The following is a 12,669-nucleotide window of genomic DNA, read 5'->3' on the forward strand; positions in this document are numbered from 1 at the left end:
CGCCCGTATCCGGCCCCGGGCGGGGCCAGCTCGGCTCGTGTCAGCTCAGCTCAGCTCAGCTGGGACTGCACCTGTGCGGAGATCAGTTCCAGGTGGTCCAGGTCGTCGAGGTCCAGCATTTGCAGGTAGACGCGGGACGAGCCGATGGCGGTGTAATGGCCGATCTTGTCGACGACCTCGGCGGGCGTGCCCGCGAGGCCGTTGGCCTTCAGTTCGTCCACGTCCCGGCCGATGGCCGCGGCCCGCCGTGCCACCTCGGCGTCGTTCTTGCCGACACAGGCCACGAGGGCGGTGGAGTACACCAGGTCGTCTCCCCTGCGCCCGGCGGCTTCGGCAGCCGCCCGCACCCGTCCGAACTGGCGCTCACTGTCTTCGAGCGAGGCGAAGGGAATGTTGAACTCATCGGCGTACTGCGCCGCGAGCCGCGGGGTACGCGTCGCACCGTGTCCGCCGACCAGTACCGGTACCTTGTGCTGGGCGGGCTTGGGCAGTGCGGGCGACTTCTCCAACTGGTAGTACCTGCCGTCGTAAGAGAACTCCTGTCCTGTTTCGGTGGCCCACAGGCCGGTGACAATCGCCAGTTGTTCTTCCAGCCGAGCGAACTTCGCCTTGGGGAACGGGATGCCGTACGCCCGGTGCTCCTCCTCGAACCACCCAGCGCCGAGGCCGAGTTCAACCCGTCCGCCGGACATCTGGTCGACCTGGGCCACCTGGATGGCCAGCACGCCCGGCAGCCGGAAGGTGCCGGCGGTCATGAGCGTGCCGAGGCGGATGCGCTTGGTCTCACGGGCCAGGCCGGCCAGGGTGATCCAGGCATCCGTCGGGCCGGGCAGTCCGTCGGCGTTCCCCATCCGCAGGTAGTGGTCGGAGCGGAAGAACGCGTCGAACCCGAGGTCCTCGGTGGCCTTGGCGACAGTGAGAAGGGTGTCGTAGGAAGCGCCTTGCTGGGGTTCGGTGAAGATTCGTAGGTCCATACCTCCATCCTGCACGCTGAGCGGCGGGCCAACCGCCGGGGCGTGTCAAAGCACCAGGTCGGGTCATGCGGGTGTGTGTAGTGCGTTCATCGGTGTGAGTCGTGAGTGCCAGTCACGTGTGCCGTTCGGCGGGTGGCTTGCGCGACGGGGCGGGAGCCCGTCTGCCGCGGCGCGATCGCTGAATCCGCGTGATGCGGGACGCCGGGGGACGGCCCCAGCTCGTGGTCCGGCGGTGGGCGCGAAGGCGACGGCGGTGGGAGTGGGAGTGGCACTGTTGGGTGCCGGCACCGGGGCCGGCGGATGAAGTGGCGCCCGCGAGGCCGGCAGTTGAGGTGGTGGATCGACACCGTCGAGACCGTGAGGACGGTGGAGATCATGAGGACGGTAGAGGCCATGGGGATGGCCGGGGATTCGGGAGAAAGTGCGGGCGCGGATCTGGGCGTGGCCGGACCGGGTCACGGATGGGCGTGCCGCTGCCCGGGGCGTGCCGTGTTGACGTGGTCGGCCCGCGTGGTCGGGCCAGGATGAGCCTACGTCTGCCGGGGGCGGCCGGCCGGTGAATGATTCTCCCCTCCGTCAGGCAAGGTTACGGTCGCGCACCTCCAGCTTCTCGAGTATTCCGGCGACGTGGTCCCTGGATTCGTCGGCGGTGTCCATGGCTTCCACGCAGGTCCAGTACATGCCCTCCTCGTCTGCCGAGATCACTACTGCCACCAGCGCTTCGCATACCTCTCGTAGCAGTTGGCACAGGCCGGTTAAAGCCGCCTTGACGTCACGTATTTCGGTCAGTTGAGCTGCCCTGAGCCCGCCGGTGGTCGCTGTCGAGCACAGCAGTCCCCCGCTGAACCGCCCGCCCGCATCGCCCAGCCCTCGGGCTCTCGACCGCACTTCGTACGGCCCGAATATCGCGAGATGGCTGCCTATCGCTTCCGCCAAGGCTTGCGCCTGCCACGCCTCGACGATCACGTCATGGACCGAGTTCGCCTGCGCCAGGTCGCGGCGGCTGGCCGCGATGATCCGCACCGCGTCCATCTGCCCCCTCCTTCCTTCTTCCTTCGCTTGCACCCCGCACTCCTTCCACTACCCAGAGTGAGGGCTAACAGGCAAAAAAGCCAGGGGAATTCGCAAATCTGTGGACAACCAAGGCGATGTGGAAAGATCGATAACTCCGTAGAGTGACGACAGGCGGTTTGAGTGCGGTCATGACGCGGCCTTGGCTCCACTTCGTCCGCTTCGCTCCCCCGCGCGTCACTCAACGCCCGTTCCCCTCACGGCTCGAAGCGCGCCACGTGTGACTCACAGGACGCTCCTGCCGCGCCGGTCACCATGATCCCGTCGGCTGCCTTCCGGCACGCGGCAGCTCGCTGTGCGGGCAACGAATCAAGCCGTGCGGATCATGGTGAACCGTGCGGATCAGGGTCGGGCAATCCCGCCCCGTAGCGTCGTCCGGCAGCGGCGGACACCGCACGGCGCGGTGCCGGGAGCGGGGCGACGGTGCACAAACCAGAGGGGCGGAGCCGCTGCCCCGCCCCGGCCGGCGGCCCACCCGCCCGCGTCCTGCTACTCGGCATCCCGCGGCCGGTCCGGCGGGGCCTGGCGGACCGCCGGGAAACGCGTCTCGTTGCGCTCGATCTTCGCGGCCAGCGCGGTCAGCGCGTCGATGCCGAGCGCCTGGCAGAACTGGAGCAGATAGGCCAGGACATCCGCGACCTCGTCCTCGACCCGGGCCGCCGCCTTCGGGTCGGACATCACCTTCGCCGATTCCTCCGGCGTCAACCACTGGAAGATCTCGACCAGTTCCGCGGCCTCGACACTGAGCGCCGCGGCCAGGTTCTTGGGCGTGTGGTACTGCTGCCAGTCACGGGCCGCCGCGAATTCGGCCAGGCGCCGTTGCAGGGCATGAAGATCCTCGCTCATACCCCTAGGTGTAGCACCTGTACACCGGGCAGCCCTTCGGCGACCGTCGGATCCCGTACCGTCCCCAGGAGCCGGACGTGGCCGCGGTCGGCCATCCGTACGGCCAGCGACACCAGCTCGCGGGCCTGTCTGCGGTCCATGCAGCGGTCCATTCCGTCCGCCATCACCGTCATCTGCTGCTGCGCCGACGGGATCTCCCCCACCGGATCCATGGCGAGCACCCCGGGGCCGGTGAGGAGGACCAGCGCCAGCGCGAGAAAGCGCAGTTCGCCGTCGCCCAGTTGCTCGACGGGCATCTCGCCGAGGGCGCCGCGGTCGAGGACGGCCTGTAGGGCGTGCGGCCCCTGCGGCGGCTGCCCGGTCGGGGTGTCCGCTGCCGCGCCGTTTCCGGCGACTGCCTGCGCTGCGGTGGTGTCGGCCGGTGCGGGGCCGGGCTGACGGGGTACCGCGCGCAGTCCGTCGACGGGTCCGGAGCAGGCTTCCCGTACGGCCGCGACCAGGACGGCATGCCGGCGGGCGCATTCGCGGCTCGTACGGTCGAGGACCGTGGAGAGGTTGTCGCAGGACGACCGCAACCTTCCTTCGTCGCGCTCCGCGTCGGCGTCGCGGCTCCAGCCGCTGGCGTCGCGACCACTGCGGACGGCTTTGCGTCCGCGCGTGCTCGTCGGCCCGCCGGAACCTGCCGGCCCGCCGGATTTCCTCGACCGGGCCGAGGTACCCGCGCGTGATCCGCCACCGCGTCCGGCGCCACCCCCACCTGACGGGCCGTCCGCACCCACCGCCGGCCCCCGCATGGCCTCCGGTCGCGGATCGCACACAAAGGCTGAACGCAGCGCGACCACGACTTGTTCCGCCGCTGCCAGGACCAGTCGCTGGCCGGCCGTTTTACCCGCGACGCGCAGCGGGAGCAGTGAGGTGCCGAGCCGGTCGTCGGGGAGTGGGGCGCGGGTCACGGGGGTGGCGCCGGCGGTGTGCCAGGCGGCCTGGACGGCGGGGCGGGTGGGGTCGGCGAGGGCGGTGGTGAGGAGCGTCTCACCGCCGCCGATCAACCGCTCGCCCACGATGCGGAGTTCGGGTTCGGCCTGTACGGCGAGGTCGAGCTGGACGAGGCCGACCGGGCCGTCGACGGTGCAGCCGATGCGGAATCCGCGCCGCCCTTGCTCGTCGGGGCGTGCGCCCGCCGGGACGCATGCGGTCGCTCCGCCCGCCACCACCCCGACGGCTCGTGCCAGCGGTTCGCCGCTGCCGAGCCGGGCGAGGATCTCGTACGCCTGAAGCGCACTGGACTTGCCGCTTCCGCTTTCGCCGCTGAGCAGCGTCAGCGGACCGAGCGGCAGGTTGACGCCGCGATGGGCCTTGAAGGCGGACAGCCGTAATTCGGTGACCGCCGGTCGTGCACTGTCAGTGTCCATACATGGACGCTATGCAGTCACCCGACCGGAGAACCGTTACACCCAACTGCTCTTCCTACGAACGGGGGAAGGCGCCCGTTGCCGGTTCCGCGACCTCGGTGCCGACGGGCGCCAGCAGGAACACATTGGTGTCGACGCGGTGCATGCCGCTGCCCAGCCCGAAGACGACTCCACTGGAGAAGTCCAGGATGCGTTTGGCGACGTCGGCGTCGGCGCTGCTGAGGTCGAGGAGCACCGGGAGTTGCGCCATCAGGTATTCGGCGACCTCGCGGGCATCCGCGAAGGTCTGGACGCGGATGACGATGAACCGCCGCGCCTCTTCTGCCGGTTCGTCTTCCGGGAGGGCGCGGTGGTCGGGCCAGGAAGGCCACTCGCTGCTGCTGCGAAGCGGTACGACCTCGGCGAGCCCTTCCCACTGCTCGTCGGTGGCATCGGGGCCGTTCACCGAATCACCTCATCCAGAGGGGCGCTGGCTATCTGCGGTGTCTGCATCGCACAATTCTAGAGATAAACCTACAAATCTTGGCGGATGCGACACACGTGGCGCCGCAACCCCTCCCATCCTGCACCATGGCCCCTGACCAGTGCAGACACCCTGGGAAGATATCCTGCGTCGAGTTTCTGTGTGCCTGTTCATCCTCTCTTGTGACGGAGGCGGTTCCACCACAAGCCCCGAACCTCCCGGCCGTCGGCTGCGTGGCCTTCGTGGTCTGCGCAAACCCTCCAGGAACCGGCCCGCGGCACCCTCGCCACCGGGGCCGCTGCCGTACCCGATGCCCCGGAGCCGTCCGCCGAGGCCCCCAACAGCGTCATCAGTGCGGCCCCGTACCGGAACGGACGGCCTGTACCGGAACGGACGGCATGTCAGCAGTCATGGCACGCTCACCGACACCGTCCGGCAGTTGCGTGCCACCCCGGACTCACCGGCGTGGATCGACCGGCACCGCCCCACCCCCGCCGAACTGGGCACCCTTTCCTCGGAGTTCGACCTCCATTCGCTAGCGCTGGAGTACGCGCTGGAGGCCCATCAGCGGCCCGAACTGGAGCGTTACGGCGGCTCCCTCTTCGTCGTGCGGCGCGCGGCACGCTGTCTGGACGACGCAGAAGAGGTGGACTTCGGCGAGCCGCATGCTTCATGGGCCGCGACTTCGTGATCACCGTGCGGCACGGCGGCGCGCCCGACCTCTCCGTCGTCCGGCGCCGCACGGAGGACAGTCCGGAACCGCTCGAGCGCGGCCCCGCGGCGGTGCACTACGCGATTCTCGACGCGGTGGTCGACGGGTATGCAGCGTTCGGACCGCACGTGCCATTCAGTCCGCCCGGCAGGACGTTTCCGCAGGGCAGCGGCATTGTCAGTGGTGCGCCGTACCGTAGTTCCATGACTACTGATCGTGACGACACCGCGGGGCGTTCCCGGAGCAGGCGGGTGCGGGCGGGGCCCGGCCCGCCGTGCGGAGCCCTCCCGTCGACCCGCCGGGCGCTGACGGGCGAGAGCGCCTCAGCGTGCCAGACGACCGAGGAGAGAGGAGGCTGCGGCGATGCCGAGGACCGCGGCGCCGGTGAGAACGGCGAAGTCCAGGCCCAGATGCGAGGGGGTGCCCAGGAGAAGTCCGCGGAGCGCGTCGACCTGATAGCTGAGGGGGTTGCCCTTGCTCACCGCCTGGAGCCAGCCCGGCATGACTGCCACCGGATAGAGGGCGTTGGAGGCGAAGAAGAGCGGCATGGTGATGGCTTGGCCTATACCCATCAGGCGGTCGCGGGTCAGCACGATTCCGGCGATCGTCATCGACAGACAGGAGAAGAACGCCGAGCCGAGGATCACGGCGACGACCACGCCCAGCAGGCGCAACGGGTTCCACGTCATGGCCACACCGAGCAGTGCGGCGATGACGATCACCACGACGGCCTGGAGCAGCGCTTTCACCCCGGCGGCGAACGCCTTGCCCGCAATCAGGGCGGACCGCGGAGTCGGTGTGACCAGCAGCTTGGTGAGGATGCCGGCGTCCCGCTCCCAGATGATCATGATGCCGTAGAAGATCGCGATGAACATGGCCGACTGGGCGATGATCCCGGGCGCCAGATAGTCGATGTAGGGGGTGCCGCCGGTGGGGATGGCCTTGATACGGGTGAAGGTCTCGCCGAAGATCAGGAGCCAGAGGGCGGGCTGGACGGCCCGGGTGTACAGCTCTGTCCGGTCGTGACGCAGCTTCTGAAGCTCGACCATGCACATCGCGACGACCCTGGCGGGCAGTACCCGCCAGCCTGTACGGGCGCGTGGTGGAAGCAGCAACAGGTCCAAGTGGCCTGCGGCAGCGGTGGGTTCAGCCGACACGGGATGCGGTGCGGCGGGTGCTTCGGACATCGCGGAAGTCTCCTGACTGCTCGTCGAGGCCGCTGCCGGCGACGTCCCGGAAGACGTCCTCCAGCGTCGGCTCCGCGTCGGAGGAGGGAGGCGAGGAAAGAGTCGTGGAAGGAGGGGTGGAAGGAGGGGTGGAAGGAGAAGGGGCAGATGAAGAGAAGGGGGGCGTAGGAGCGGGTGCTGCGGGCGAGGGGCGAGGTGTTGAGGGGAAGGGCGGGGATGCGGGTGAGGTGTGGGGCGCGGTCGGGGCGAGGGCGGCGCGGGCCCGGCGGGCCCGTAGCGCGGAGCGGAGTTCGTTGGGCGTGCCGAGAGCGCGGATACGGCCTCGGTGCATCAGGGCGACCCGGTCGCAGTACTGCTCGGCCTCGTCCATGTAGTGCGTGGTCACCAGTACGGTCATTCCGGTGGCGGCGCGGACCGCGTTGATGTGCTCCCAGACCGTGGTCCGGGCGATCGGGTCGAGGCCGATGGTCGGTTCGTCGAGCATCAGCAGACGGGGCGCGCTGACCAGTGCCTGGGCGAGTTCGAGACGGCGGATCATGCCGCCGGAGTACGTCTTGGCGAGCCTGTTGGCGGCCTCGGTGAGGTTCACGGCTTCCAGCGCCTGGGCGACGCGGGCTGCGCGTTCACGGCGGGAGACGTCGAAGACGCGGGCGAACAGCTCGACGTTCTCCCGGCCGGTCAGCCCGGCGTCGGCGGAGAGCTGCTGCGGTACGTAGCCCAGGAGGCGCCGGACCGCCATGCGCTCCCTCGCCGCGTCGTGCCCGAACACCCGGACCATGCCTGCGGGAACGGGAAGGAGGGTGGTGATGCAGCGGATGGCGGTGGTCTTGCCGGCGCCGTTGGGGCCGAGCAGCCCGAAGACCTCGCCGGGCCGGACGGAGAGGTCCACGCCATCGACGGCCTTGGTCTCGCCGAAGGCGTAGTGCAGGGCGCGGCAGGTGACGGCGTCGGGGGGTGCGGCCGGGCTCTGGGCAGAAGCGTCAGCGGACCGGTCGGCCGGCTCGGCCGGCGGCTCGTAGGCCGTGGTGGGGGCCTGTACGGGGGCGGTCCGCGGGGCCGGCCGGCCGGGGTCATCGGTGGTCATGGTCCCTCCGTCTCCTCGTGCAGGTTGTCGGCGAGCCGGCGCAGGGCCGGAAGGGCGGCGGCCAGTGCCGCCTGGTCGGCCTCGGCTAGCCGGGCGACCTGTTCGCGTACGAGGGCGCTGCGGCGGGTCTCCCAGTCGTGCAGCCGCGCCCGGGCTTCCGGGGTCGGGAACAGCAGGGCCGATCGCCGGTCGCCGGGGTCGGTCTCCCGGCGGAGGTAGCCGGTTCGGCTGAGCTGGTTGACCAGGGTGGAGACCGAGTTGCCCGCGAGATAGAGCTCCTTCGCGGCGGCGGAGACCCGGATACCGGGCTGGGAGGCGACGAGCCGCAGAAGTTCGACCTGCGCGCCGCGCAGTCTGGGGGCGGTCAGGCCGTGGCGTAGCCGCCGGCGGATCAGCCGCTGGATTCCGGCCAGTACGTCGGCCAGCGAATCGGGGAAGTCCCCTGTGGCCACGCCGTAATTTTAGCTCTGAGTGAGAGATAGGGACCAGGTGAGGAGCAGGACCGGACGAGGAGCGGGGCGGGGCGCGATCCGGGGCGGGGCGGGATGTGCGGCGGGGCGGGATGCTCGGCAGGCGGCCGGTCGGCGCCCAGGCTCGATGTGCGCGGGACGCGACCACGAGTGAGGTGCCGCCGGGGCAGTTCCCGCCGGGGCAGTTCCCGGCAGGGCAGTGCCCGGCGGGGCGGTTCCGGCCCGTCGGAAGGCTGGGCGTGGTGATGTTGGGCGTAGCGGCACTGATGCCGGACGGCCGGTAGGACGGCTGACGGGTAGTCGGTAGTGTGACGCCACGTGGGTGACAGCACGGTATGGACTCTGGCGATCGCGGCGGTGACCGGCGGTACTGCGGTACTGGCCAGTTGGGTGACGAGCCGGGGGAGCGCGCGGGCCGCCCGGATCCAGGCGGAGACCGCCGCGCGATCGCAGCGGGCGGAGCGGCTGCGCGAGAGCCGACGCACCGCGTATCTGGACCTGATCGAACAGGCCCATCGGATGGGCGAGTTGTACTGGGACATCTCCGCGAAGCTTCGGCTTCCCGCCTCGGACGAACGTTCTCGTGGGCTCGATGAGCTGCACGACTTGGAGGTCGCCGAGTACGCGAAGATCCGGCGCTGCGCGCGGGTGGTGGAACTGGAGGGTCCGCCCTCGGCCGCGGCTGCGGCGCTCGCTCTACAGAAGGCGACCGGGCCCTTCTACGAGGCGCTCAAGTGCGGCATGACCGACGGCGCCGACTGCCGCGAGGAGTTCGATGCCGCCTACACCCCGTTCTGGGCGGCTCTGGAGCGTTTCGTGCACGCCGCGCGGGGCGCACACCAGACGGGCTGAGGGCCACCGCAGCGGCCGGCCGCGGCTGAGCCGGGGCCGGGCGGGGCGGGGCGACGGGCGCTACCCGGATCCGAAGCCGAGTAGCCGAGCCGTGTGCCGCGGAAACCCGCGCCCGGTCGGCCGTTTCCTGAGTGCTTGCGGCAGGTCGTTCTCCGCACCGTCCGACTGTCCGGCCGTCTCTCCGGCCGTCTCTCCGGCCGTTCCGCTCCTCGGTGCCCCGCCGGGAGGGGCCGTCGGACCTGTCAGAAGCGTAGGACCTGTCAGACGCGTGGCTGACGTGCCGGCCAGGTCGGCCTCAGCCGTTCTGTGCGCGCCGGCGCGCACGGTAGGCGCGGAGGTTGGCCGCGTTACCGCAGCTCTTCACGTCGTGCCACACGCCGCTGTTGTTCCGTGAGCGGTCGTAGAACGCCACCCGGCAACGGAGGTTGCGGCAGGTCTTGAGGCGGCGCCGGGTGTCGGCCTGCTGCCCCTCGAAGGCGGCGGCGAGCGCCAGCGAGGCCAGCCGACGCCACCCGGTCCCGCGCGGCTCCAGCCGCACCCTGCCGTCCTCCACCAGTTGCAGCGCGGCGGTCACGGAGTGCAGTACGGGCGCGAGCACCCCCGGCCCGGACACCGCGTCCTGCGCTTTGGCCGTGGCTTCCTGGAGGTCGTGGCGGAAGGCTCGCAGTTCCTCCAGCCCGTCGGCGTCCAGCACTACCTGGGGCGCCCGCTGCCCGGTGACCGCCGCCCACTGCGCCGTTGCCTCATCGGCCCACGCCTGAGCCTCAACGACGCCGGCGAGCAGATCGGGAAACCGCGAGGCGCCCGCGGCAACGGTGTTGAGCAGATCCTGTACGAGACCGAGGCCGCCAGGAGCGGGGTCCAGGCCGTACCGGACGGTCGCTGACCAGGCCATCGTGGATCACGCCTCCTGTGGGAGCCGGCGTACGACTGGGGTACACCCCTCGGGGGCGGCTCATCTTCGCACAGCCGCCGTTGTCAAGGGCCAGGGCGGCGGCCGGGCTCGATCGCGGACCGCGGCCACGCTCTCGGCGGCGAAGCGGGCACGCGAGGGGTGGTCGCCGCCGTAGCGGTCGGTGCACCGGTTGGTGCCGCCCACAGGAAGTTGTCGATCAAGTAACCGTGCGGGCCGTGCAGTTCGATGCCGTCGCAGCCGATCCGCTGGATGTTCGCCGCCGCCACGATGGATGCCTGGACCACGGCGTCGCTGTCCCGCGGGGTCATTGCGACGCCGTGCGGGCTGCCGTCGAGTGCGACAGTGGACCGGCTCTCGGCCGGAACACCGGCCGGCAGGCTGCCGGGCGCACGCGCAGCGCCCGTGTACCGCAGCCGGGGCATGATGCGCCCGCCTGCACGGTGGACGTCGTCCACCGCCCCGGCCGGGCAGCCGGCGCCCGCTCGCCGTGAAAGTACGGCACGTCGTGAGGAGCGACCGCCGCATCCCGTGCGATGGAGGTGCCCTCGGTGACGATCGGGCCGGCCCCGCCCGCGGCCCGCCGCGCGGAGTACGTGGCGACATCGGCGCCGGGCACCCCGGCCCGGCGGGAGGCGCCGCGTCACCGGCGCCATGGCGGTCCGGTGCTTCAAGGTCAGGTCGCCGATGGTGTACGGCCGTCCCGGAAGCTGTCCGGCCCGCGGGGCCTCGGTCGCTGTCGCCGTCGCGCGCTCAACCACTCCACCGGAACCGGCGGACCAACGTTCGAACGGGAGACGTAAGCATAATGGTTTTGCTTCTGTCTCTGTGGCGGAACCTTCCATGGCTACGGCCGCGCGGTCCTTCGGGGGCGGGGGGCAGGAGTCCGCTGCGACGGCGCCTTCGGCCCGCTCCCGCCCGCCCGGCCGGCAGGCGCGCCGACGCCGCAGCCGGGCACGAACGGGGTCACCGGACCCGAGCCATCCGGGCACGAACGGCGACCGCGCCGGCGGCGACCGCAGGTGCGGCATCCGCGCGGACCGCGCCGCACCGCTACGCGCGGCGAGCCGGTCCGCGCACTCCCCCACCCCGTCTCAGCCCCGTCCCCCACCCCGTCTCAGCCCCGTCCCCCGCCTCCCTCCTCAATCACCCAATCAGCCCAATAAATCGGCCGGCCGCCCCATCCCGTAATACACAGGAGAATTGTGGGCGCGGAACACGGATGCCGTACCCGCGAATTCGGCAGCGAAGGCGGCTCCTCATCTCCGCGGCTACGCTGTCCGGGACGAAATAGCACCCTGTGGCCGGGAAAGGCGCACATGCGGCGCATGGAGAGTCATGTGGCGATTGTCGAGGGCAGGTACGTCCTCAACGGTGCACCCACCGCACCGAGAAAACCCAACCCGCACATCTCACTTCGGGAGCTCAGAATGGCATCAGAATCCGGCTCAACCGTCTGGGACTGCCCATTCGACTACGCCAAGGCCCTTGAGTTCGATCCGACGCTCAAGCGCCTGCTGAACGAGGAACCGGTCGCCCGTATTCGGCTGCCGTACGGCGAGGGCGAAGCATGGCTCGTCACGCGGTACGAGGACGTGCGCACGGTGACGACGGACCGGCGGTTCAGCCGGCACGCCGTCGTCGGCCGGGACTTCCCGCGTATGACGCCGGAACCGATCGTCCAGGCCGAGGCGATCAATGTGATGGACCCGCCGGACAGCAGCCGGTTGCGGAGTCTGGTCGCCAAGGCGTTCGCCCCGCGTCAGGTGGAGCGCATGCGGGAGGGGACGCAGCGCGTCGTGGACGAATTGCTGGACCGGATGGCCGACAAGGGTTCTCCGGGTGACCTGATGGAGGATCTGGCGTCGCCGCTGCCGCTGACGACGATCTGCGAGGTGCTCGACATCCCCGAGAGCGACCGCGCGCAACTGCGTGCGCACGCCCGGACGATGATGGACGTCAGCCTCGACAACAAGGACAACGCCATCCGCGCCAAGGCCGAGATGCGCCAGTATTTCGAGGAGCTGACGGCACGGCGGCGCCGGGAGCCGGGGGACGACCTGATCAGCGCGCTGGCTACGGCTCGTCACGACGGTGAGGTCCTCGACGAGAAGGAGCTGACCGTGATGGCCATGGTGCTGCTCATCACCGGTCAGGACACCACCACGTACGAGATCGGCAACCTTTCGTACACGCTGCTCACGCGCCCCCGGGAGCTCGCCATGGTGCGCGAGCGGCCGGAGAAGCTTCCGCAGGCGATCGAGGAGATGCTGCGGTTCATCCCGTTCCGCAAGGGAGTCGGCATTCCTCGCGTCGCCCTGGAGGACGTGGAACTGAGCGGGGTGACGATCCGGGCCGGGGACATCGTGCACGTTTCGTATCTGACGGCGAACCGGGACAGTCGTAAATTCGACCGCCCCGACGAGCTGGATATGGAACGGGAAAGCACGTCCCATATGACGTTCGGCTGGGGTGCGCATCACTGCCTGGGCGCCCCGCTCGCGCTCACGGAGCTCCAAGTCGCGCTCGGCACCCTCCTGAAGCGTTTTCCGGAGCTGAGGCTGGCGAAGCCGGCCGAGGAAGTGCGCTGGAACAAGACATCGATCTGGCGCTATCCGCTGGCATTGCCGGTCATGTGGTAAAGGAGGTGGCCACGGTGACCGGCGTCCGCAGCGGAATGCGGAA

The 12,669-nt window shown here is 70.2% G+C and carries 13 protein-coding genes; 3 read left to right on the forward strand and 10 right to left on the reverse strand.

What is annotated here, in order from left to right:
* Positions 1-50: 50 nt before the first annotated feature.
* The 5 genes from IEZ17_RS04580 to IEZ17_RS04600 form a co-directional block, all read right to left on the reverse strand.
* Positions 51-974, reverse strand: a complete 924-nt coding sequence (locus IEZ17_RS04580; protein ID WP_189296620.1) for an LLM class F420-dependent oxidoreductase — start codon at positions 972-974, stop codon at positions 51-53.
* Between the two features lie 576 nt (positions 975-1,550).
* Complete coding sequence (locus IEZ17_RS04585; RefSeq protein WP_189296996.1) at positions 1,551-2,006, reverse strand: DUF6099 family protein; 456 nt, start codon at positions 2,004-2,006, stop codon at positions 1,551-1,553.
* A gap of 528 nt (positions 2,007-2,534) precedes the next feature.
* Complete coding sequence (locus tag IEZ17_RS04590) at positions 2,535-2,891, reverse strand: nucleotide pyrophosphohydrolase (protein WP_189296622.1); 357 nt, start codon at positions 2,889-2,891, stop codon at positions 2,535-2,537.
* The gene (locus IEZ17_RS04595) at positions 2,888-4,303 is read right to left on the reverse strand and encodes an AAA family ATPase (RefSeq protein ID WP_189296624.1); all 1,416 of its coding nucleotides are present in this window, start codon (positions 4,301-4,303) and stop codon (positions 2,888-2,890) included. Before IEZ17_RS04595 ends, IEZ17_RS04590 begins: the two co-directional genes overlap by 4 nt.
* Positions 4,304-4,358: 55 nt before the next feature.
* Positions 4,359-4,748 carry a cell division protein SepF gene (locus IEZ17_RS04600; RefSeq protein ID WP_189296626.1) on the reverse strand — a complete coding sequence of 130 codons (390 nt, stop codon included), beginning with the start codon at positions 4,746-4,748 and terminating at the stop codon, positions 4,359-4,361.
* A gap of 370 nt (positions 4,749-5,118) precedes the next feature.
* On the opposite strand from IEZ17_RS04600, the gene IEZ17_RS04605 reads away from it, so the two are divergent.
* Positions 5,119-5,457: a CorA family divalent cation transporter gene (locus IEZ17_RS04605; RefSeq protein ID WP_373299722.1), complete on the forward strand. Its 339-nt coding sequence runs from the start codon at positions 5,119-5,121 to the stop codon at positions 5,455-5,457.
* Between the two features lie 344 nt (positions 5,458-5,801).
* Here IEZ17_RS04605 and IEZ17_RS04610 read toward each other — a convergent pair whose 3' ends face one another.
* From IEZ17_RS04610 to IEZ17_RS04620, 3 genes are all read right to left on the reverse strand, one after another.
* Complete coding sequence (locus IEZ17_RS04610; protein WP_189296628.1) at positions 5,802-6,665, reverse strand: ABC transporter permease; 864 nt, start codon at positions 6,663-6,665, stop codon at positions 5,802-5,804.
* Positions 6,625-7,593: an ATP-binding cassette domain-containing protein gene (locus IEZ17_RS04615; protein WP_373299734.1), complete on the reverse strand. Its 969-nt coding sequence runs from the start codon at positions 7,591-7,593 to the stop codon at positions 6,625-6,627. Before IEZ17_RS04615 ends, IEZ17_RS04610 begins: the two co-directional genes overlap by 41 nt.
* Positions 7,594-7,745: 152 nt before the next feature.
* Entirely contained in the window at positions 7,746-8,201 is a 456-nt protein-coding gene (locus tag IEZ17_RS04620) for a MarR family winged helix-turn-helix transcriptional regulator (RefSeq protein WP_189296632.1), read from the reverse strand.
* A 336-nt stretch (positions 8,202-8,537) separates the two neighbouring features.
* Between IEZ17_RS04620 and IEZ17_RS04625 the strand changes: the two genes are divergently transcribed.
* Complete coding sequence (locus IEZ17_RS04625) at positions 8,538-9,071, forward strand: hypothetical protein (RefSeq protein ID WP_189296634.1); 534 nt, start codon at positions 8,538-8,540, stop codon at positions 9,069-9,071.
* Positions 9,072-9,366: 295 nt separating this feature from the next.
* On the opposite strand, the gene IEZ17_RS04630 is transcribed toward IEZ17_RS04625, so the two are convergent.
* Both IEZ17_RS04630 and IEZ17_RS44125 read right to left on the reverse strand, forming a co-directional pair.
* On the reverse strand, positions 9,367-9,966 hold the full coding sequence (locus IEZ17_RS04630) for a CGNR zinc finger domain-containing protein (RefSeq protein WP_189296636.1): 600 nt from the start codon (positions 9,964-9,966) through the stop codon (positions 9,367-9,369).
* Positions 9,967-10,049: 83 nt separating this feature from the next.
* The gene (locus IEZ17_RS44125; RefSeq protein WP_308427587.1) at positions 10,050-10,295 is read right to left on the reverse strand and encodes a hypothetical protein; all 246 of its coding nucleotides are present in this window, start codon (positions 10,293-10,295) and stop codon (positions 10,050-10,052) included.
* Between the two features lie 1,119 nt (positions 10,296-11,414).
* On the opposite strand from IEZ17_RS44125, the gene IEZ17_RS04640 reads away from it, so the two are divergent.
* Complete coding sequence (locus IEZ17_RS04640; RefSeq protein WP_189296640.1) at positions 11,415-12,626, forward strand: cytochrome P450; 1,212 nt, start codon at positions 11,415-11,417, stop codon at positions 12,624-12,626.
* Positions 12,627-12,669: the final 43 nt, after the last annotated feature.

Source organism: Streptomyces albospinus (assembly GCF_014648695.1).
Classification (GTDB): Bacteria; Actinomycetota; Actinomycetes; order Streptomycetales; family Streptomycetaceae; genus Streptomyces; species Streptomyces albospinus.

What these genes read in the sequence shown, in the direction of transcription:
- IEZ17_RS04580 (WP_189296620.1), bottom strand. Translation starts at nt 974, where the DNA reads ATGGACCTACGAATCTTCACCGAACCCCAGCAAGGCGCTTCCTACGAC.
- IEZ17_RS04585 (WP_189296996.1), bottom strand. Translation starts at nt 2,006, where the DNA reads ATGGACGCGGTGCGGATCATCGCGGCCAGCCGCCGCGACCTGGCGCAG.
- IEZ17_RS04590 (WP_189296622.1), bottom strand. Translation starts at nt 2,891, where the DNA reads ATGAGCGAGGATCTTCATGCCCTGCAACGGCGCCTGGCCGAATTCGCG.
- IEZ17_RS04595 (WP_189296624.1), bottom strand. Translation starts at nt 4,303, where the DNA reads ATGGACACTGACAGTGCACGACCGGCGGTCACCGAATTACGGCTGTCC.
- IEZ17_RS04610 (WP_189296628.1), bottom strand. Translation starts at nt 6,665, where the DNA reads ATGTCCGAAGCACCCGCCGCACCGCATCCCGTGTCGGCTGAACCCACC.
- IEZ17_RS04630 (WP_189296636.1), bottom strand. Translation starts at nt 9,966, where the DNA reads ATGGCCTGGTCAGCGACCGTCCGGTACGGCCTGGACCCCGCTCCTGGC.
- IEZ17_RS44125 (WP_308427587.1), bottom strand. Translation starts at nt 10,295, where the DNA reads ATGACCCCGCGGGACAGCGACGCCGTGGTCCAGGCATCCATCGTGGCG.
- IEZ17_RS04640 (WP_189296640.1), top strand. Translation starts at nt 11,415, where the DNA reads ATGGCATCAGAATCCGGCTCAACCGTCTGGGACTGCCCATTCGACTAC.